The 21,076-nt window shown below is 47.5% G+C and carries 19 protein-coding genes; 11 read left to right on the forward strand and 8 right to left on the reverse strand.

Annotation, left to right across the window (positions count from 1 at the left end; translation table 11 throughout):
- Position 1: 1 nt before the first annotated feature.
- Positions 2 to 1,021: a radical SAM protein gene (locus tag K9W43_03270; protein MCF2136237.1), complete on the reverse strand. Its 1,020-nt coding sequence runs from the start codon at positions 1,019 to 1,021 to the stop codon at positions 2 to 4.
- Positions 1,014 to 2,147, reverse strand: coding sequence for a radical SAM protein (locus tag K9W43_03275; protein MCF2136238.1), 1,134 nt, complete (start codon positions 2,145 to 2,147; stop codon positions 1,014 to 1,016). The genes K9W43_03270 and K9W43_03275 overlap by 8 nt, the downstream gene beginning before the upstream one ends.
- Positions 2,148 to 2,391: 244 nt before the next feature.
- Between K9W43_03275 and K9W43_03280 the strand changes: the two genes are divergently transcribed.
- The gene (locus tag K9W43_03280) at positions 2,392 to 3,978 is read left to right on the forward strand and encodes an ABC transporter permease (GenBank protein MCF2136239.1); all 1,587 of its coding nucleotides are present in this window, start codon (positions 2,392 to 2,394) and stop codon (positions 3,976 to 3,978) included.
- A gap of 142 nt (positions 3,979 to 4,120) precedes the next feature.
- On the opposite strand, the gene K9W43_03285 is transcribed toward K9W43_03280, so the two are convergent.
- The gene (locus tag K9W43_03285) at positions 4,121 to 6,187 is read right to left on the reverse strand and encodes a hypothetical protein (protein ID MCF2136240.1); all 2,067 of its coding nucleotides are present in this window, start codon (positions 6,185 to 6,187) and stop codon (positions 4,121 to 4,123) included.
- 479 nt (positions 6,188 to 6,666) lie between these two features.
- On the opposite strand from K9W43_03285, the gene K9W43_03290 reads away from it, so the two are divergent.
- The 3 genes from K9W43_03290 (at position 6,667) to K9W43_03300 (ending at position 10,119) form a co-directional block, all read left to right on the forward strand.
- Positions 6,667 to 8,520 carry an ABC transporter substrate-binding protein gene (locus tag K9W43_03290; protein MCF2136241.1) on the forward strand — a complete coding sequence of 618 codons (1,854 nt, stop codon included), beginning with the start codon at positions 6,667 to 6,669 and terminating at the stop codon, positions 8,518 to 8,520.
- A gap of 140 nt (positions 8,521 to 8,660) precedes the next feature.
- Positions 8,661 to 9,521, forward strand: coding sequence for a hypothetical protein (locus tag K9W43_03295; protein ID MCF2136242.1), 861 nt, complete (start codon positions 8,661 to 8,663; stop codon positions 9,519 to 9,521).
- A 58-nt stretch (positions 9,522 to 9,579) separates the two neighbouring features.
- Entirely contained in the window at positions 9,580 to 10,119 is a 540-nt protein-coding gene (locus tag K9W43_03300) for a hypothetical protein (GenBank protein ID MCF2136243.1), read from the forward strand.
- A 10-nt stretch (positions 10,120 to 10,129) separates the two neighbouring features.
- On the opposite strand, the gene K9W43_03305 is transcribed toward K9W43_03300, so the two are convergent.
- Positions 10,130 to 11,152 carry a bifunctional phosphoglucose/phosphomannose isomerase gene (locus tag K9W43_03305; GenBank protein MCF2136244.1) on the reverse strand — a complete coding sequence of 341 codons (1,023 nt, stop codon included), beginning with the start codon at positions 11,150 to 11,152 and terminating at the stop codon, positions 10,130 to 10,132.
- Between the two features lie 142 nt (positions 11,153 to 11,294).
- On the opposite strand from K9W43_03305, the gene K9W43_03310 reads away from it, so the two are divergent.
- The 5 genes from K9W43_03310 to K9W43_03330 all read left to right on the forward strand — a co-directional run bounded on the left by K9W43_03310 (position 11,295) and on the right by K9W43_03330 (position 15,063).
- Positions 11,295 to 11,795: an L-2-amino-thiazoline-4-carboxylic acid hydrolase gene (locus tag K9W43_03310; GenBank protein MCF2136245.1), complete on the forward strand. Its 501-nt coding sequence runs from the start codon at positions 11,295 to 11,297 to the stop codon at positions 11,793 to 11,795.
- Positions 11,788 to 12,456: a dienelactone hydrolase family protein gene (locus K9W43_03315; GenBank protein ID MCF2136246.1), complete on the forward strand. Its 669-nt coding sequence runs from the start codon at positions 11,788 to 11,790 to the stop codon at positions 12,454 to 12,456. Before K9W43_03310 ends, K9W43_03315 begins: the two co-directional genes overlap by 8 nt.
- A 37-nt stretch (positions 12,457 to 12,493) precedes the next feature.
- Positions 12,494 to 13,165: an HAD family hydrolase gene (locus tag K9W43_03320; protein MCF2136247.1), complete on the forward strand. Its 672-nt coding sequence runs from the start codon at positions 12,494 to 12,496 to the stop codon at positions 13,163 to 13,165.
- Between the two features lie 252 nt (positions 13,166 to 13,417).
- Entirely contained in the window at positions 13,418 to 13,816 is a 399-nt protein-coding gene (locus tag K9W43_03325) for a hypothetical protein (protein ID MCF2136248.1), read from the forward strand.
- Between the two features lie 812 nt (positions 13,817 to 14,628).
- A complete protein-coding gene (locus K9W43_03330) occupies positions 14,629 to 15,063 on the forward strand; it encodes a hypothetical protein (GenBank protein ID MCF2136249.1) in 435 nt (144 codons plus the stop codon).
- A gap of 170 nt (positions 15,064 to 15,233) precedes the next feature.
- Here K9W43_03330 and K9W43_03335 read toward each other — a convergent pair whose 3' ends face one another.
- Positions 15,234 to 16,112: an Mrp/NBP35 family ATP-binding protein gene (locus K9W43_03335; GenBank protein MCF2136250.1), complete on the reverse strand. Its 879-nt coding sequence runs from the start codon at positions 16,110 to 16,112 to the stop codon at positions 15,234 to 15,236.
- A 99-nt stretch (positions 16,113 to 16,211) separates the two neighbouring features.
- Positions 16,212 to 17,078, reverse strand: coding sequence for a hypothetical protein (locus K9W43_03340; GenBank protein MCF2136251.1), 867 nt, complete (start codon positions 17,076 to 17,078; stop codon positions 16,212 to 16,214).
- Positions 17,079 to 17,147: 69 nt separating this feature from the next.
- Here K9W43_03340 and K9W43_03345 point away from each other — a divergent pair, with 69 nt between their 5' ends.
- Entirely contained in the window at positions 17,148 to 17,858 is a 711-nt protein-coding gene (locus K9W43_03345; protein ID MCF2136252.1) for an SNF7 family protein, read from the forward strand.
- Positions 17,859 to 17,913: 55 nt separating this feature from the next.
- Complete coding sequence (locus K9W43_03350) at positions 17,914 to 18,561, forward strand: HAD family phosphatase (GenBank protein ID MCF2136253.1); 648 nt, start codon at positions 17,914 to 17,916, stop codon at positions 18,559 to 18,561.
- Here K9W43_03350 and K9W43_03355 read toward each other — a convergent pair.
- Positions 18,539 to 19,630: a hypothetical protein gene (locus tag K9W43_03355; GenBank protein ID MCF2136254.1), complete on the reverse strand. Its 1,092-nt coding sequence runs from the start codon at positions 19,628 to 19,630 to the stop codon at positions 18,539 to 18,541. The two genes, K9W43_03350 and K9W43_03355, sit on opposite strands and share 23 nt — an antisense overlap.
- 168 nt (positions 19,631 to 19,798) lie before the next feature.
- Positions 19,799 to 20,953 carry a threonine synthase gene (locus K9W43_03360; GenBank protein ID MCF2136255.1) on the reverse strand — a complete coding sequence of 385 codons (1,155 nt, stop codon included), beginning with the start codon at positions 20,951 to 20,953 and terminating at the stop codon, positions 19,799 to 19,801.
- Between the last annotated feature and the right edge of the window lie 123 nt (positions 20,954 to 21,076).

Here is a 21,076-nt window from a genome sequence, read left to right on the forward strand (position 1 = left end):
ATTACTCCATTACATGATTTAGTGTCTTGTTCATGAGTGAACAGCATTCGTCTGACATTACTGGTTCTAGGCCCAATTCCTTTGCGAAATAATATGCCTCCTCCGTGGGATACGCTATCCCGTTGACACCAGCTTTGATTGCCAATCTGTCGGTTGTCCGTCGGTGTTCTCCATGAGGTCGGGCACACCCTAACACCACAGGGAACTCACGGATGACCAGACGCGCCGCCAAGACGACTCGGATAATGTCCTCAGGAGTGGCGGGAATGGTATGTTCCATAGGTGTGTGGTCTAATGGTTTGAAGGCCACTACGATTACAGCCTCGGGTCTATACTTGGCTATCATCCTGATGGCATCATCCTCTCCGTGGATCTGACCGTAATGTAGTCCTACTACAATATGAGGCATCATTGGAATTCCATATGCCTCCAGTAATGAGAGTGACTTGTCAAATGCATCGGTGGTCAGATTAAGATGATAGACCTCTTTGATCGTGTCATTGGACCCGATGATGTCGAGCATTGCCCCATCAATACCTGCAGTACTCAATTTCTCGATCGTGTCTGGATACACTATCCCCGTATGGACCACGATGTCAAGATCAAGTTCATCCTTGACACGTTTTATTGTGGGGACGAACTTTTCCATAGGTGTGTTACCACGAGGCGTTGACCCTCCACTGATGAGGACCCCTTTTCCACCATGATCGTTGATCTTCATGCAGGCCTCCCAGAGCGCCTCCGGAGTTGTCGCAGGTATCATAGTCTCCAGTAACTGGCCGTTACAGTGATCACAATGGAGTGCACAATATGTGCCTGTCACTGAGATGCTCGGGAATCTCCACGGATCCGTTGCGGTATAGAATTCGGTCTCGAAGTGAACCATCCCGGGTGCATAGAACGCAATCTTCTGACCATATAGGGCTCTGCCAACGGAAAACGCCTCTTTGAAGTAGGGCTCCATATTGTTGAAGTCGGTCTCAAAGCAGGCCTTCAGCACGGTGTCTATGTCATCACTCAAGATTCAGATCTACCTCTGTTGGTTCAATGTACTCCAATGCATAGTCCCACAGCTGGCCTCTCACGATCTTCATGTCTTCAGGCGTTGGTCTCATTGGGAAGTTTCGCCAGTGGCCGATCGATGCCTGATAGGGGGTGCAATTACCAAATGGCCGATTACACGCATTATCCATGGTATCTCCACTGCAACCAGATGTCATGAACGCCTCGCCCTCAGTGAGGAGCTGTTCTAATAGTTCATCGCTCACTCCAAATGAGGTGAGCTGGCCCAACTCGTTGAATCTCATATCGGCTGCATTCCCGAGATTCTTGTTGATGATGTACCGTGCGAGTTGAACTCGACGATATGCACCAAGAGGCGGTTGTGGCCAATTCTCCATCTGTGATCCCGCCTCTGGGAAGAACGAGAAGAGATGAGTCCTTGCGCCCAAGTCCTGAGCTCGCTGAATGGTCTTGATTATCTCCTCTTCGGTCTCACCTAACCCGACTATCAGATGAATCCCAACATTTTCCGCTCCGAATACTTCAATGGACTCGTCTACCGTCCGCCAGTATTTTTCCCATTTGTGCGGGCCCTTGACCCCCATTCCGCGAAGCCTGTCAAAGATCTCTGGCGTCGCAGCATCTACTGCAATTCCCACCTTATCGGCTCCTGCCCGTTTTGCTTCTTCAAGCCAGTCCTTGTTAATGATGGTCGGCGTGATGAGTATGGAGATATTGGATGTTGCTTCACTGAGCTGGCGGACCACCTCAATGCAGTCGTCGCGTGCCTTGCCGAGGGTGATCATCGACACACAGACCCGCTCCACATGAGGGGCTGTGCCATCTACCAGTGATCTCTTGACATCATCAACTGAAAAGATTGGCCAATCCACCCGTATGAACGAGTTATCGGTCCAGTCCGTCTCAGTGACACGCGAACCTGACAGACCACAATACGCACATTTTGCGTGGCACCCCTCGTTGTAGGTGAGGAGAATATTAATACAATATAATTTCGCGTCACGATAGAATTTTCCGGGGATCTTTCCCATTGTCATTGCCGCAGCAAGACTCGTTCTAACGTACTGTGGAGACTCGAGGTCCTCCTGTTGGGGAATGTTGATTGCTTGGTCTTCAGTGTTCACCCGAATTCACCGCGCTTGCTCTGTCATTTCTGTGCAAGTCCTGCTTTAGAGTTTAACGCAAGTTACAATCTGATATTTATTAGATTGTGAGAGTTAATAGTTACCACCTCTGAACAAATCCGCTGTGTCCATAATCTCTATAAGTGGGTCTCATTTCGCGGTTGCCATTATCCGCATCGAGTCTTCACATTGACTCGGGCGACTTTTCGCTCACATCAACCCCAAGGTGTTTACATTGTCCAAAGTGAAAAACAATTGGCGTGACAGCAACTGGTTTCAGTCAACAATGTCCTTTTGGAATGAGTACCGTCGGCACAGACTGGGACTCTTGGGTCTGTCTATTATTCTTGGATTTGTAGTATTGGCCATCTGGGCCCCCCTCTTTGTCCAATACTCTCCCTCTCCAAGTGCCAAGATTGCACCCCCGTTTCTGGCTCCCGACTGGATGCGGGCGGTCGACCCCGGCGCCGTCGAGAATCGTGAATACCTGCCAGATCCCAATCTGTCCCAATTATACGATCCCACTGATTCCCTACAGACCAATTATATCCGGACCTACGGTTCGGCAACTTATGGGAATGCGTCCTCGTTCTCTGGAACGCATCATCTCGCTACTGATGCGGATGACTCAAATTATGTCCAACTTACGTGGGACCATCATGCGGGTGATCGACCAAACTTTGTTCTCCCCTTTGCTGGTGAGAGCGAGATGCCCGACACCCGCGATTTCATTTACTTCACACAGTCTTTCAAATGGCCGTATAACCGTCTCCCAAATGATGTTGTCGTTTCCTTTAATGTCTCAATGTATCTCAGCGGCAACTTTTCCACTTCTGAGAACGGTGGGCTCATGTTCAAGACCTATGTCTGGCTTATCGATTCATCCGGTAATTGGCGTATGATTTACAAGTCCTTCCCACCCTATACCACCGTCACTCAGAACCGTGTTGTTGACCTCAACTACTTCGATATGGAAGAGGCATGGGGCGGCATGATTAGTTCGGGTAATGGCCAAGAAGATCCCGATGACACTCTCACTCTTGCTATTGGTCTCGCTCCAACCAGAAACTTCTACTTTGAGTATGATCACTATAATGGTTCTGTCTCTGCTCGCTACTACGGCATCAGCCTCTATGCCTATGGCGATTACTTTGGTGCTCTTGGTACTACCGACAAGGGCGCTGACGCGTGGGCTCAACTCATCTTTGGTACACGCATCTCTCTCACGATTGGTATCCTAGCTACTGCCCTCTCTACCGCCGTCGGTGTCACCGTCGGCTTAATAGCTGGATACTATGGCGGCAAGATCGATGAAGTGCTCATGCGCGTCGTTGACTTCTTGCTAGTCATTCCTGGTTTACCATTGATGATGGTACTTGCCGCATTTCTCGGGCCGACGATTCAAAATATCATTGTTGTCATTGCGATCCTCGGGTGGACCGGTACTTCCCGGCTCATCCGATCTCAGGTCATGGCCGAGAAGAATAAGGCATATGTAGAGTCGGCTCGGGCAATAGGCGCAAGCGATACATATATTATTTTTAAACATGTATTTCCCAATGTGTCTCCTCTGCTCTTTGCAGACATCACCTTAGGCGTAGTGGGAGCGATCCTATCGGAGTCAGGGCTGTCCTTCTTGGGGCTGACGGACCCGAGCGAGCCGAGCTGGGGTAGAATGCTGGCAGACGCGCAAGGATCAGGAGGCTTCAGCAACGGGGCCTGGTGGGTGGTCGTGTTCCCAGGACTGATGATCACGATCTTGTCGCTGGCGTTCACGTTTGTGGGTCACACACTTGATCAGGTGTTGAACCCGCGGTTGAGAGAGAGGTAATTCGATTTCTCCTCTCACTCGCCTCTTTCTTCCACACACGCATACGTACGATGGGCCTGCCTGCGAACAAGCGGGCAGCTCCATCTCCCTCTTCTTTTTCGTTGACATTTCAAGACCTAAAATTATGGTATGTAGTATCTGTTTATACCAGATCTCTCCTCAGAGCATATTTGAGGAGATATGGCAGAGGCGCGCTATCATCAAGGTGAGTACGAGTAAAGGCACGACCTGCGATTCTCTTTGTAGCCTCTACGTTGCCGCCAAGCAGATACACCTCTATTGCCTTGAAAAAGCGTGAGACGTTGGCCCAGTGTTCTTTGGATGAGACAATCTCTCCACTCTCGTAGGAGTGAATGGACTCCAGTCGCCTACGCAACTCAGCAGTTGAGTCAATGAACTTTAGACGTGAGAGGAGCTGACGGATCTCGGATGTGCGATGAGCATAAAATGTCTTCCAAGATTCGGTGTTGTCTTCGGGTGCTACTTTGCCTTTCTCTTTGTCAACGGCTAGTTCGAAGACTCGTAATAGGCTGAGCAGGCCCACAGGCGCGTGTTTACCAGCATTGATCTCATTGCTGAACTTTTTGGCTTTCTGTTCATATCTTTGTGGGGGAACAAGTTGAGCCAACACGTGTAGGTAGTCCGCGGGGCTGTGAAATTCCTCAGGGACCGCGATGAAGCGATCCGGATACCTCGTGTTAGGTCTGTGTAACGGTAGCCATTTCATTCCTATAGGTGGTCTGTCTTGTGGAACCAATGAGGCAAATCTCACAAGGGATGGTGCTCCCCGTCCTTTTTTCCAGAGATCCAAGGCGACAGTCAGTCCAGTTCGCTGTTCAACTGCCTCAATTGGCCCGCCACGAAGATACTCCTTTAGTGTCTCGAAAAACCGTGAAGCACGTTGCCACTGTTGCTTCTCCCGTTCAGTATTCATGATGCTAAAGGCATACACTGTAGAGAGCCGTTTCTTTATGGTTTCCAATGAGTCTATCCCGTTGAGCGCCTTGAAGATTTCACTCACGGTTTCGGCGCGCCGTCTTGAATCCACACCAAAGGCCTTGACGTAGATTTCCGGTCTGTCCCCATATTGAAGCCAATTATTGATGATATATTTAGTGAGCCCCATCAGGCTGGCGATTCCTGCGAAAGTACCTCTAGGGACCTGTTCAACGTTGCCGAAGATCTGAGCAAGTAATAGTTGAACCTCTGCTTGATAGAGCATCTGTTCTCCCTGTGGCTTGTCAAAAAAGTCTGGTCTTCGTGCGTTTACGAGGTTCCGGAGCTGGTGAACTGAAGTGATTGTTTCTTCATCAACAGAGGGCTGCCATATGTTGACTGGAAACATCTTGCGTTCGGTGTCAGTATCCTGCTTTTTGGAGGACGGGGCATTGCTTTTTGAATCATAGAGTGCTTTCAATGTCATCAGGAGTGCGACGAGTCGTGGTGAGAATATGTTTTCCAACTCTTTTACTCCACCATAACCCTCAATGAATTTGACGAATGGTTCAATGATGTATATTGGGGTCTCAAATGTTTCCAACGATTCTGCAAGTCCAAGAACGACCAGTCTTGGCAGAGCACCGTTGACGAAGTGTCTGACTTGGTGCTCGTTGATTGTTTTGCTCTTCGCAATGCCTTTTATCGTCCCACTTGTTTCTGTGTTGAGAAGTTTGAAAAAGTATTCTGCCTCTTTGATCCATTGTTTTGCCATCTTTGAATTAAGATAGCGCTCTTTTGGTGTGCCTCGTATTCGACTAATGACATCTTCAACACTTCGAATCTCCCCAAGCCGTTCCTTATGGGCCCTTTGGATTGCTCTAAACTCTGATAGTGATACAGCCTCTTTAATTAGGCTAAACAGGCGTGGTGCATACTCCTGGAACATGAGACTGACTGCCTTTGACCGATTGATTCCAAGGCTGTCCGCATATGGATATAGATCGACACGACGTAATTCCCTTTGACCACCCAGTGCATCTAAGAGTTGCAAATAATCGCTGGCACGTTGTATTAGTTGATCAAAGTCTTTGCGTTTTTTCATATCGGGAAATTCAGTATCTATGAGCTCGTAAAGTTGCTTCACGCTGGTGATCGTGAGTCCCCGTAATTTAGGGAATTGTGCTATAACTGGGATTGGCGCACCACGTTTCCGACGTGGAACACTCTCCCCCTCCCCGTCTAGTTCGCTTTTTGATTTAGATTTTGGCATTAAAACGCTTCTTTTCTAACTTTTGATCTTGGTTTAGTATGAACTTTGAAGAATTGTTAGGATTGCTTTTTGCGAGCTTGCATCTTAGCGCAAACTGGTACTGTTTCCACTTCTACGGTGTGGTCATTTTCTTTGCCGTTGAGTGTAGGTTGGACTATTTTGGGCATCACATCCAGAGTCCGTCTTCCAACGGCAGAAACATGATCAATACCAGTTCTTTGCTGTTCTCTAATATTATTTTGCAAGCTATGGTATTTACGTACAGCGCAAAACATATTCTAACATGTCCAATATTAGATGTATCATCATATTTGCTTTCTTACTTGGAAACGAAGATATTATCTTTCCCGAGTCAGGATACATGAAAACATGTGTTTTTTGAGGTATGTATGTGCTCCCAAGTCCATCATAAGGCTTTTATTAGGGGTTCACGCAAAAAGACTCAATCCGATTTCGACTCGGAAGGAGATAGAGAGAATATGCTGAGCGCACGTGCGAAGAAAGTACTTGCAGTATCGCTCGTTGCCGCATTCACAATTATGGCACTTTCTCCAGCTTTTGCCAAGGCACAAACAATGGACCTTGGATCATTAAAGACTGGACCGTTTGTAGACAAACTTGTGTATAATGTGATTGAAGGTGACGACCAGCAAGTGCTTGCTCTTCAGAACAATGAGATCGACCTCATTGGTGATATGGTCGATCCAACTCACCTGGCGACATTGTCGGCAGCTGAGAATATCGAAGTTGCAAACGTAATGCGAAATGGTTACGGTTACGTTACCATTAACACTGCAAAATACCCATTCAACATCACTGCCTACCGAAGAGCACTTGCTTTTGCTCTTGACAAGGCGAAGATCTCCGACGATGTCTGGGACGGTCTTTCAGAGCCTCAGGACTCTGTTGTTCCTAAGGTGAACCCGTTCTCAGTTGAGAGTCTTCTTACTTACCACTACTATGAGGCAAACGTTGACAAGGGTAAGCAGCTCCTTGCTGCAGCAGGATTTGTTGACTCTGACAGTGACGGTTACCTTGAAGGTCCCGGTCCTGGTGGTCCAGGTACAGTGGAACTCGATAAGGTCACTGTCGAGTGTGCACAGAGCTCCAACATCGCAGTTGAGGTTGGTACAATAGTCGCTGAGGCACTGACCAAACTTGGTCTGAATGCAGAGGCTAAGCCTACTGACTTCTATGAGTACCTCAACAGACTGTACTTCCACCAAGACTACGATATTGTCTTCCTTGGTTCCAGCTTCAACAACTTTGATGTTGACTGGCTTGCCTATGAGTACTGGAGCGAGTACGCAAATGAGCCGTACTGGAACTTCCCGAACTTCCGTAACTCTAGCTACGATAGCTGGAGAGACCAGCTGCTCCACTCCACCGACTATGATGACGTGTATGAGGCAGCTATTGAGATGCAAAAGATCTGGGTCTATCAGAGCCCCATGATCATCTGTTACGAGAACATCCTACTATCAGCCTACCGAACCGACAAGTTCGAAGGCTTCGTTAACGACGTTAGCGGTGGTGTACCTGGCTGGTGGACCAACCAGAAGGTTCACTTGAAGGCAGATCAGGGTGGTCCGTTCGGCGGCACATTCCGCTGGAGCAACCCACTTGATATTGATACCTTCAACTTCATGGTCAGCAGCTCCGCATACACCGGAAATGTCCTTGGCGAACTCTATGACAGTCTGCTCACGCAAGACTGGACTGGCAAGGATGTCAACTGGCTTGCTGAGAGTTACACGGCTGAGACCCATGCAGACAACTCTGCAATTCCTGAGGGTCACACTCGGTTCACATTCAACATGATCCAGAATGCTACTTGGACCGATGGAACGCCAATCACAGCTGATGATGTAGCATACTCATTGAACTATTACAAACTGGCTCCTGGTAACCCATATGGTACTGACCTGACGGACCTTACTGCGGCTTATGCACCAACTCCATACACACTCGTTGTGGAGTTCAACACGGAGTCTTACTGGCACCTGCACACTGTCGGTTACAAGACCGTCATCCCGAAGCACATCTTCGAGGATATCGGTTACGATAACTGGAACAAGTGGAATCCCAATCCACCCTCTGATGCAATGGTGACCAGTGGTCCATACAACATCTCAGAGTATGTTGCTGGTGAGTTCACTGAGCTGACCTACAACCCGAACTACTTCTACGGTCCTGATCGCACCGCAACCACCACACCAACTACCACTTCAACCACAGGTGCTCCTGACTACACTCTTGCTATTCTAGCAGGTGCTGTCGGTGCTGCTGTAGTGGTACTTGTTGGCGGTTATGTGCTTCTCCGTCAGAGGTAATCTAGAGTATATTGGGGACTCTTGTCCCCTCCCCCCTTTCTTTTTTCCAACTTTTCTCGTATCACAAAGTTGCCGTTCTTGTTTTGCGTTAATGTCTTAGTCTTTAACGTACAACAGGCTAAGTTGATTGGTGCTAATAGATGGCTACTAGCTTGGGTCGTCTTGTATTGTTCATCCTCGCTGTGATACCGATAATTGCGGGATCTCTTATCGCAGTCACCGTTCTTGGTTCTGATGTAATTGGGACTATTATCTCACAGGCACGTACATACTCCATACCTGAGCTAATGGTACAGGCCATCGTCTCAATTCTTTTAGGCTCCGTAGTTGTTGCCTCATTGTTTTGGATGATCAAGCGTAGAGGTGCTCGGCGCATGGTTGTTGCCTTTGTTGTCTCCCCGCTCTTAGGTTTCATCTCCATCTTCATTAGTGAGACCTTTCTTCTTGTTCTGTTCAAAGGGACCACTAATGCCTTTGCTGGTATTGTTCTTCTGCTCTCACTTGCGGTCTCGATGTTGGCAATCGCTCTGATCATCATTGATATTATCCCCCCCACGATCCGGAATCTGTTTGTGGCATTCTATGGTAGCGTATTTGGTGCATTTCTTGGAATTACTCTTGTCACATCAAATATCTTTGTCATCATTGTCACCGTGATAATTGAGGACTATTTTCTCACGCGATATCATCCTTCTGTTCATAGGGAGGTCATGCGGGATCAGATAGGTTCGGACCCATTCGATTATGCACGGGTCCAGATCAAGGGAAATGCTGTGGGTGCAGGTGATTATGTGGTATACTCCCTCATCGCCTCGCACACAATGATCTTTTTTCCGTCCTTTGTGTGGGCAATGGCAGTGATGCTTGCTACAATCGGTATCGGCGTTAATGCCTTTGTTCTTGTACGCGAAGACAAGCCTTTACCTGCAATTCCTTTACCAGCGATGCTCTCTCTATTCCCACTCTTGGTCTATATGTTGTTTTCATTACAATTTATCTAAAGTGCGCTAAACGGAAGGGAGATATTGGAATCAATGATTGCTCCACTTGTGAGGAAGAATGATTAGTGATGCAAAGACCCAAAATATCATAATTGTTTCAATGATTATTGTGAGCGTTATCAGTGGGATCAGTCTATACACAAGTGCTTCCTATTATGGTGGAAGCTACGTTATGGTCACATACTTGGATGTCAATCTCGAGAGCGTTAGAATATCTAATTTTGATCCTACAAATCACAGTCTCAATCCTCGGCTCACACTCGATTTTCGATTTGAGGCTCCTATGACTCTCAATGGCGATGCTACCCTCTCGTTCTTGCTGGCGACGGTCTTTCTCAACAATGAGTCAATTACCTATTCTGCGTTCCGACTGAATGTACCCTCCGAGAAAAGGGCTCTTCATCCCGGATATAATGAATCATTTATCCTATCTTCCGAGATCAATGACAATCTAGATAAGGCGATATTCTTTAATGCCTCAGAGAGTGGTCAATGGATCTTCAGTATCCGTTTGATAATCTCTTATCATGTCTTCAAATCAACTGTTGATTCTCACCGTATTATGCTATTTGCTCAGGAAGGTGCTGTATTCGAGTAGAGAGATAGTATTACTCTCTACTCAAGATCTCCTTGAGTTTCTTTATTCTCAAAACTCCTACAGAATCGACCTCACGTAAGTTGGCATATTCCAGAGAGATCTCGTCTACAAATAGGGCCGTTGCAAGAGCTTCCATCACCCGTGAACTTCCCATAGGTGGAATCTCCAATGGCTCAACTCCTGCCTCCTGAAAGACGGCACGGGTGGCCTCAACTCTCTTTTTTATTCTCTCATCCTCAAATCCACTTCTGAGAAAGATAGGTCTGATCCCCATTGAGGCATATTCTCCGCACGCCTCTATCTCATTATGGTCCATTTCAGGAAGTTCCACTGACATTGCTGGTGCTTTGGCATTCTCATTTATCTGACATTTTGCACGATATGCGATAGCCGCAAGGTGTTGCCCACCAATAAATAATGGGATCGTGTTCATGATCAGCCGAGCGATTCTATGCGGCGAATTGACTGGGTCTTTGGACCATTGCTCTCTGAGTGCGCTTAGTTCCCTTGAGAGTGTGGGCATGTCGAGTTCATGTGGGTCTACCAGCTCTGTTAGCAAGGGATAGATCACTGAAAACATTAATGGAAGGGCGGCTCTTGGTTGGAGACCTGCGGGAATCTTTTGAAGCTCATCCGTTTTGAGAAGTCGCTCCAATTCGCCTCCTGTCGTGATGCCAAATATTATGCATTCTCTATGTCGTGCCTCTTTGAGAGCGGATAGGGTTTCCTCAGTGTTTCCCGAATAGCTTACTGCTATCACGACCCATCCTTTATTGACGGCTGCTGGTAAGTGATAGTCACGAGAAGTGATTATGGTGACTGATGCCTTTGTTGCTAGCAAGCCCTTACTTATCTCTCCCGTGATTGAACTCCCGCCCATTCCGATCAGGCAGATGCCAGAGATTCCTTTGGTGTGAAGGCTGGCAGCCCGTTGTCTTATATGAGGATCGAGTTGAATTGTGGTAAGAAGATCCGGAAAGATCCCGACCATCTCGGACATGTCACGGGCATGAATTACATTTTCCTCAGTCAAGTACATCCCTCTGAATGCTTGTTTACCGGGAAGCCTCTTATTCCACTTATGAATCTCTCTGGTTGGTCTTGTCTGAAACTATTTTCCGAAAATCTAATCAGTAAGGTAGCTTCATGTTCTTGTTATTACCGGAGGTATTCTCTTGGGTCTTACACGAATGGCTGCAACTCATGGATTAATTCCATGCCGAAACAAGCTCAAAGAAGTGAGCGACAATCTCTATAGCCTAATGACAACAATGGCCGAGGTCCTCGAAGAGAGATATGGTGAAGAAGGCCTCTCTGTTGTCGCGGATATCTTTCGTCGATTGGGCGAGGAGGATGCAATGGCTCTAAAGGCGCGACTTGGACTTGGTGATACTATTGATGATGCTACTGATGCATGGATCGTCATCGGAAATGTGATGGGTGCGACGATGAGAGTGCGCCGTCTGTCACCAACTCGCGTTGAGACCGATCATCCCTACTGTCCTCAGCATGAATCATTTGTAAAGCACGGGAAATTGTATTGTGATTCCGTGTGTCTTCCTTATGTCAGTGCCTTGGCCAAAGGCATTGCGCCCACCGTTGATACTGAGGTCGTGAGGCCAGCCGACATGGAACACACCTGTACAAAGGCTCTTGTGGTTCGAGGAAATGAATGAACATGGGGATAAGATCGTAGTATCCGTGGGTCCTCAGCGCCTTCATGGTATTATCTCATTTCCTAACAGGCCTGCTTCCTGTGCAGTCCTCGTTCTGCATCCACATCCCCTCTATGGTGGAACGATGGACGATCTTGTCACTTCGGAAGTAGAACGCACTCTCTTGGATGTTGGTCTAATCACGATGCGTTTCAATTTTCGAGCCGCAGAACCTGGTACCTCTTATGTAGGAGCGGCGGGTGCGATTGATGACGCATTGGCAGCTCTTGATGTTCTACGCGACAAAGTGCATGTGGACAAGGTCGGAGTAGTTGGATACTCGTTTGGTGGTTCTGTAGCCTTGCACATTGCTGCAATTCGTGATGTCGGGTTCTTGATCACTCTAAGTGCTTCCTATGATATCGCGGCCGAGGTGGTTTCTTTTGTTGAACATCTATCATCAATCATCTGTCCGACATTGTTGATTCATGGTTCAAATGATTTGGTCGTGCCATCAAGTGATCTACATCGTCTTGGTATGATGTTGGAGAACACAAGAGTTCAGAAGATTCTCTTGGCTGGTGAAGGACATTTTTATCATAGGTCTCTTGGTGAGGCACTTGATGGTATTCTGAGTTTTGTAGCGTCTCTTTGTGACGAGCCGCCAAAGAGTAATGATTAAGAACCCTCTTCACTTCCTCAGAGAGCAGGTGCTCTTGATGCTTCGGGCCGCACTCTTTGACCTTGATGGAACAATTACCGTTCTCACATTGCCTCTTGATGCAATGCGGTCTGACACCAAGAAGTACTATATTGATCATGGAATGCCCTCTAGTCTTATTGAACCAGCCGATGGGATCTCTAGCACACGAGTTAAGGCGCGAGAGTATTTTTTTACTCATGGTGTGACCGATGCCGAATGGGAACGTATGGAGCATGAGGTCGATGCTCTTCTCTCCCGTCATGAGGGGGATGCGGCATGGGACGCTCGTCTGATCTCTGGTACGCTTGATGTTGTGACGGAGATTAGGAAGCTTGGTATCAAGACTGCTATTCTCACCAATAATGGGCGACAGGCAGTCGATATCATCCTGAGCCATCTTCCTCTTCAAGACTATTTTGATCTCATTCAGACAAGAAACGAATCTCCGAACCCTAAACCATATCCTGATGGGATATTGCACGTTCTCAAGCGTCTCGGGGTGTCTGTTGATGAGGCGGTCTATATTGGTGACGCGCAGATTGATGCGGCCGCTGCACGTAGGGCTGGTATCCCCTTTTGGGCAGTGGCCACCGGAGAGACCCCAAAGGAAACGCTTCAGGAGGCTGGTGCAGATCGGGTGTTTGATAATTTGCGTGACATTCTACCCGTCATCCGACAGTTGATCTAAAATCATCGTTCTCTTTGATTAAGAATGTCCTTTTGTTAAGTAAACTCATTTTATTCGAGCTATATGCAACGGCAAAAATTTGATGACTGCTATTATACGGCCTCGATTCCCTCTTTTGGGGCGTTTTTATGCGTACAACGTTCTATTATATGGGTTTATTTGTTCCTTGTCAACATATTGTTCTCATAATTGATTTGTGCAGCTATCAAATAGTCTCTTATTGAATTCATTGGGTCATAGAGCTGATGAAAAATGAAACTGGATGAGGGATCCTTTATGGTTCTTAAAGCCGCTCCGGGTGCGTACTCCTGCAGCTCTCTTCCATTGCCTCAGTCATGGGATCCTGTCAAACGACCACATGTTGCATTATTGATTCCTACTGGAAATGAGTTGTTCCGTGTCATGCTTTCTACTCCCCAAAATAATAATGACCATTTGGAAATATCGAACCTGAGTAAGATCGATGTTGGTTCTATTATCGAGATACGCTATGGCGAAGTCGAGTATAAATATTTTAGAAAAGATAGTACTGGCTGGACCAATGTCGGTGCCTCTGACGATCCCTTCTTTGTAGAAGTGTTTACTTCTGGTCTGACCCCTCTGTATCTTATTGCGCTTGAGACACCTATACGATCACTCATGAACGAGTGACTTTGTTTTTGTGTAATGCTTATAGTCTGCAGTCTTCACCTGCTACTTTTTCTGGCTGACAAATTTGATTCGAAAAAATACATGAGTGTGTGAGGAGGCGCAAAAAAGAGAAAGGTTCGCTTTGGTTGCTTGAGAGGAGGAGAGGAACTCTCTTAGGAGAGGATGTGTGCACTTCAAATGCGATCAGGATTGTGGGAGGGGTTCTCGTTTTACAACGAGTTCTTGCGCCTCCTCGACACATTCAAGGAATATTAGGAAGCTACTTCTTAATAAGGGTTGCGATTATCGCCAAAAATTACCGTAGTTCTTGCGAACTTCGCAAAAATACATCAATCGTAGATTTTATTATATGGGTATAATACAATGCATACACAACTAACCGGGGCCATTTCTCTTGTTCCCATTATTCTCTCCTCCTCCTTCCTGCGTTCTCTAGGCCCCGGTATCCTCCTCTTGTTTCTTTATGATCTGACGTAATTGAGTTCTTTTTTGATTCCCTGGATCACAATGAATGAAAACACATTCATGGAATGCAACTATGGTGGACAGATCGTGACACATTACATGTCTCATTGAAAATGGTCGTATACTACTTCTCCGACACTACGCGCATTCTATTATTGTTTCGAGGCAATACCACCAATACGCTTATATGCTAATATAACCTATTACGAAATAGTCGGGGACCACTCCCAACCGCTACTCTACAACCTCTCTCTCATCTGACATTTCTCATTCTAGGTCCCCGCGGACTCTTTTTTAGCAATCTTTAAAGGTGCGCCAAGGCTGTCAGAGGTCGAAGGTGACTCAAATTGTCGTCAGCAAAGCAAGCCGTGGATAGCACCATTAAGCGTGTTCTAATTCACATGGCCGAGATCATTGCATCTATCATTCTGCTAGTCATAATTAGTCTGCCGCTTATTTTCGTGATTCCAATGTGGTTCCAGGAAGTTGCATTCGGGACAACCATTGCAAATCTTGCGGTTAATCCTGTCACTTGGTTTGGTCTTTTCGGTGCGGTTGGAGTGACCGCACTGATTGCGATAGTAAGTCTGATCATCGGTTACGCATATGTCATGGGCATGAGCCATAGGATCGAGGTAAAGAAGACACGCCCCAAAAAGGTCAGTGAGCCTGAGCCTGCTGAGTCTGAGACTCCGGTTGAAGATGCCCTTGATGAAGAGGTACCAGCAGAACCCTCCGATGACGACGTAGTTGAGGAGTCCTCAACTGACACATCTGATTAATGGTACCATCGCAGTACGGCCATGTTCAACATGTGCCTACCTGCCTCTTTTTTTATAATACATCTTTAATTGTCTACACCTATTGAGGTATGAACAGCACTGTTGGGCATTGATGGTAGCGTAAAGAGAAAGAGAGCGACCGGGAAAAATATTCCCCGGTCATTGGGGAATTATTCAATTCCAATTTTCTTGCTGATCTTTTCAGCAATTTCTTCAAATGCTTTTGCGACTCGTGAGTCCGGTTCGGCCACAACAAAGGGTGTTCCCATGTCACTGAGTGCAACGACTTGTGGGTCGAGTGGGAGTGAACCGAGAAGATCGATGCCATATTCTTTGGCGGCAATTTTTGCAGCGCCCTCACCAAAGATACGGTAGGTCTCCCCACACTTCGGGCAAACGAACTCAGCCATGTTCTCAACAATTCCTAATACTCCAACTCCCATTTTCTGGGTCAGTTGAATTGCCCGTCTTGCGTCAAGTGCTGCAACCTCTTGAGGTGTAGACACAATAATGACTCCATCAGCATCAGGAATGGACTGAAGGATGCTTAGTATCTCATCACCAGTTCCAGGCGGTAGATCTACGACTAAGACATCAAGAGCACCCCATCGCACATCTCCGAGAAACTGAGTGACTGCCTTTGCAACAAGTGGTCCTCGCCATGCAACAGCATCATCCGACTTGCGAAGCAGAAACCCCATGCTCATGACTTTGGAACCGAGAGGGCCTTCTACCGGATAGATGAAATTCTCTCCCGCCTCAGGATGCTCCCCTTCCAGTCCGAGGAGTTTGGGGACATTTGGCCCATAGATATCAACATCAAGGATCCCCACGGCTAGATCTTTCTTGGCGAAAGACATTGCAAGATTTGTCGCAACCGTTGTCTTTCCAACACCACCCTTGCCTGACAGCACAACTATCTTGTGCTTGACATCTTGCATTGCTTTCTTGATCTCTGGTGGTACGAATACTGGCCTTGTACCAGTGGAGGCCTTATCTGTTGTCTTTGCCTTTTCGATTTTTGGCATTTTGACGACTTTCTTCGCCATTGTTAATTCCTCACACGTAAAATCGAGCACTTTTGCTATTTAATCTGTTAGATATGACTAACTCTTAATACCGTCTTGGTCTATAATTAGATTATAGACCTACGTCCTGTCACCATTAAAATAAGAAAGAAGTTCGTGTGCGAGCTGTTTTGAAGAACCTGCGATAAAGCTCATTCTGTATCGTGTGTCAATCGGGAGGTTCAATCGTTGGCCGTCGGGCCCCATGACATAACCTCCTGCCTCTTGAACTATGTGGGTGCCCATGACATGAACAATTGGAAGTCTACCTCTCATGTCGATCATTGCATCAAGAGAGCCACCAGCGACCCAACAGAGATCCAAGAGGTTGCTGGCTGATCGCCTCATGTCCCTGACTGCTGAGAGTGTACGTGTGGTGGCCTCTGCGAATGTTCTATCCCACTGCCGTTTTGTGTCATACGAGATGATCGCCTCTCGTGCCTGACGAGGCTTTCTAACGGTCACGCGCTTACCATTTTTAGTCACACCTCTCCCCTTGACAGCAAGGTAGGTCTCGTCTGTAAAGATGGAGTCTACTATACTCAATTCAATATCGTCCATGGTCATTGCATCTCCAAATGGAACAAGCGCAATGCCGATCGAGCAGAGAGGAATTCCCCGTTCGAGATTTGCAGAGCCATCAATTGGATCGATGACGGCAAGGTACTCCGGGCGACCATCCGCCTCTAAGATTCCTAGCTCTTCAGACATGATCTTCATAGGTACTGACGATGATCTGATGGTCTCAACGATTGCATCCTCTGCTAATTTGTCTAATAGGAGGGTCTTGTCGCCAAATTGGTTCTCGGTGCCTGTGAGTTCTGTAGCATTATCAATTCCTTCTAAGACGACGGTCTTGGCAGCACTTGCAGCGTCCCGAAGTAATTTCTGTAGATCCATCTTTATCTCCGGAATACACATTTCGAGACTGACTTTAACCTTTGTCAAAAGGTCTCGCAATTGTTTAAAAGCCTCAGATGTGCAGAATAAAACGAATGGGCAATACTGGTGGATGCAATGGGCTTTCTAAGCGGCAAGAAAAAAGTGAATACCGAACAAAGTATCCTTGAACTCAAAGGAGTTATCAATTCCCTCTCACTCAGTATACGGCAGTACGATTCTCAAATCGATGAACATCGCCGGGCTGCCAAAGCCGCTATTCGGCAGAATGATCGGGCACTTGCAAAGACCCACCTTCAAGTTGCGGCGGATCTCCAGATGCGGAGAGCAAAGCTTCATCGTCAAGTGATGACATTACAGGCTGCAATTACAAACATCACAGATGCCACGACCCAGTCCGAAGTCTTTCGAGCTATCCGAGTTGCCCGGCAGGCTCTCAAAGAACAAGCCGCTATGTTGCGACCAGAAGCTATCCAGACCGAGATGGATGGTCTTGCCGATGCCATGGATCAGGTTTCTATTGCTGGCGAGATTCTCTCCGAAGATCTCACCGGGGCGTCATCTTCACTTGAGGTGGAGGAGGCTGCTGATCGAGAGCTTGCCAGTCTTGAGGCTGAGATGCTTATGGAGACAGAAGGCGTCCTTCCTCCCGTCGATGCCAGCCTGACAGCCGATACTGTCCCGGCGACGACCAAATCCACAACGGAGACCAGTTCTTCTTCGGCTGAGGCGGGTAGCGGTTCTGATACTGATGCACAGATTGATCAAATCTTGGCCGAACTAGAACAAGAGGCGCGAGCAGAACGTAAAAAAGAGGCTGAGAAGTAACTAGTGAGGCCTACATACGATACAGATAGGTATGTTTACTGGCTGAGGTCTCTTTATGACAATTCGTTTGGTAGTCTTTGATGCAGATGGTACACTGACAACGCATAGTAGCATTTGGTGGCGGCTCCATCAGGAGTTCGGAACAACGAAGGAGGGCCGAGAATATTACGACAAGTTCTTTGCTGGGGAGATCGACTATGATACTTGGGCGGACTTGGATGTGGGGCTTTGGAAGGGACAACCTGTTGAGGCTGTCGAGAGAGTTGTACGAGAGACCGATTTGGTCACTGGAGCAAAGGAAGCAGTGACAGTGCTGAAGGAGGCTGGTTTTGAGACCGCAATTCTCTCAGGTGGACTTGATTTTTTGGCCAATGATATTGCCAAGCGACTTGGTATCGACTATGTTCTTACAAACCGGCTTGATCATCATAATGGTGTTCTGACAGGTAGCGTGGAGAGCCATGTCGGATGGGGCGACAAGAAACGGGCGATTCGTCAAATAGTTGACCACTTTGGAGTGAGGCTTGAGGAGACCGCATTTGTGGGTGACGGCCGTAACGATATCAGTGTCATGTCCGTTGTCGGGTTCGCAATTGCCTTTATGCCAGAGGATGAAGAGGTCGCTCAGGCTGCTGATGTGGTGGTGAGGGAGCATGACCTTCGAGCCATCCTCCCGTTTCTCATATCATCGGACCCCAAATGAGTAAGATGAAGACATAGGCCTGAAGGAGTACGATCATCGCCCCCTCAAAGAGGTCGAGTTTGTGATCATCGGTGATTGCTCTCTTGAGGAACCAGAGGCTACCTGCAATGGCCACTATCTGAAACATGACGTATCTGTCCAGTGGAATGGGCACAAATATACCGATGCCCCCCATCACAAGAAGGACGATCTGGAGAACTCCGCCGATCAGATTTCCTACGGCAAGATTGGTCTTTCCCCGTGATGCGGCCATTATTGCTACACCATGTTCTGGAAGTGCGCCTGCAAGACCGAGGATAAATGCTGCAATTGTGACGGGGTCTCCGAGTTGTCCCACAAAGGCATGGTGTTCTTCAAGAAGGAGCTCTACGGATGAGGTGAGAATCTCTCCGGCAAAGAAAATCCCAATGAATCCAATGAGCGTTAGTATCATGGCTGTCCGTCTTGCATGGTGTGGGATTGCTAAAGGCGCATCCTCAGCCACTTCTCCCGACTTCAATGCCCATGCATAGATGATGTATGAGAGAAAGAGCATAGAGGCTCCTATTGGAGGGAACCGTGGATCAGGAGTGGTTCGAGATACAAAGTCTACCATCCCCAGGGCAAACATACTCAAGAGCGCAACAATTGTCCATCGGATGAGTACCGAGTCTTTCTTGATCGCCTCTTCCGGGACGGTCATGTCATCCTTGCCTTTTGTCGCAATAATTATCGTGATACCGAGCAATAGCATATTGAAGCCTGCCGAGACAAGAACTGAAAGCACAGAAATGTCCAGCATGTCCATGTTGTTTTGTGTGTATCCACTGTATGCTGCGAAACCGCTCACTACTGCCTCGGGCATATTGCTGGCAAGACTTGACAGCATCCCGGCCATGTATGCGGTCATAGCCGCATGGCCCGCAACACTCTCGATTCCCTCGACCGCCCACTCACTAGGTCTAAATGCCAGCCACGTGCCGGCTACCAGTCCTAAGACAATCATCACTGTTGCATCGTGACTGATGAAACGATAGTATATGTAACTACACAGGAGTAGACCGACCATGACTGTTTCTTTTTTGGTCATATTGATTGATTCACGGAGTGATTTGTATTCTCGACTTTCAGGTGGGTGATCATGGTCTTGAGAATGCACGCAACATCCCTCTCAGACTACTATGTTGTAACTGATGGTTTTGCAGGAACAGGTACTGACATCTAATAATTCTATGTGCCAAAATGAACTCTGCTGGACTCATCTCTGGAGATATCGTGCGTTTGATCCTGTGTTCAGTAATACGACCTCTTCGTCAGGGTCGATCTCTCCGGTCTCGATGAGGTTTCGAATGCCTGCCAGACCGACGGCTGGCTCTGGACCAAGATTGATTCCTTCCATGGTCGCAGCCATTCGCTGAGCCTCTGCAATATCAGTCTCGGCAACAGCCACAGCACCTCCCTCAGTTTCTCTGATGGCCCTCATTATCAACTCGCCAGCGAAAGGATGTGGTACCCTCAGGCCGAGTGCCTCAGTTCTTGGTTCGTTCCAAGGTTCAACAGTTGTCATCTTTTTCTCGACTGCTCTGACAATAGGTGCACAGTGTTCGCTCTGGGCTGCAATAAGGCGTGGCAGTCTCTCGCCGATGAGACCAATGGTCTGGAGCTCTTTCATTGCTTTCCATATCCCAATGATCGCGGTTCCACCACCAGTAGGGCAGACAATGACATCCGGGGCTTCCCATTCTAGTTGTTCGGCGATCTCAAAACCCAATGTCTTTTTTCCCTCAACACGGTATGGTTCTCGTGTGGTTGACAGATCTGTCCATTCTTCTTTTCTGTTCATCATCTCAGTACGGCAGTCTGATATGGTCCCTTGGATCAAGATGGTCTCAGCCCCATAGAATGAACAGTCTTGACGAAATACGTCCGGTGTATCTTCAGGCATAAAGATGGATGCTTTTGTTCCCGAACGTGCTGCGTATGCGCTCAGAGAGACTCCTGCATTTCCAGCAGTAGGCAGCGCAAAACTGTTGCCACCAAGTTCTACATGTTTTGACACGGCGGCGCAGAGTCCACGATCTTTGAAAGACCCTGTGGGGTTCAACGTCTCTTCTTTGATCCGTAGTGTCCTGAGTCCAAACTTTGCACCCAAATGTGGGGTGGTCAGTAGTGGTGTCCAGCCCTCTCCCAATGTAAAGACATAGGATGGTGACTTGACAGGAAGTAAGAGTGAGTAACGCCACATGGAATTGATCTTCGTGGGGAACAAGTCCAACTGTACAGCCTCTTCAACACCACTAAGATCGTATTGTGCCAGTAACGGAGATCCACACACGCATATGCTAGCTTCCATATCTGCCGAATATTGTCGTCCACATCTTGGGCACTCCAAATTAGTAATTGCAGAGAACAATCGGCAATCATCCCTCGTAAGTTATCTCTCCTTGGACAAGATAATCTTGTACATTGTGGGCGTGCGTGGTCTCTGTCTTAGAATGAATCATTTTTCATCCATCTTCGACATGTTTGCCACGCA

It is taken from the genome of Candidatus Thorarchaeota archaeon (assembly GCA_021498125.1).
GTDB lineage: Archaea > Asgardarchaeota > Thorarchaeia > Thorarchaeales > Thorarchaeaceae > B65-G9.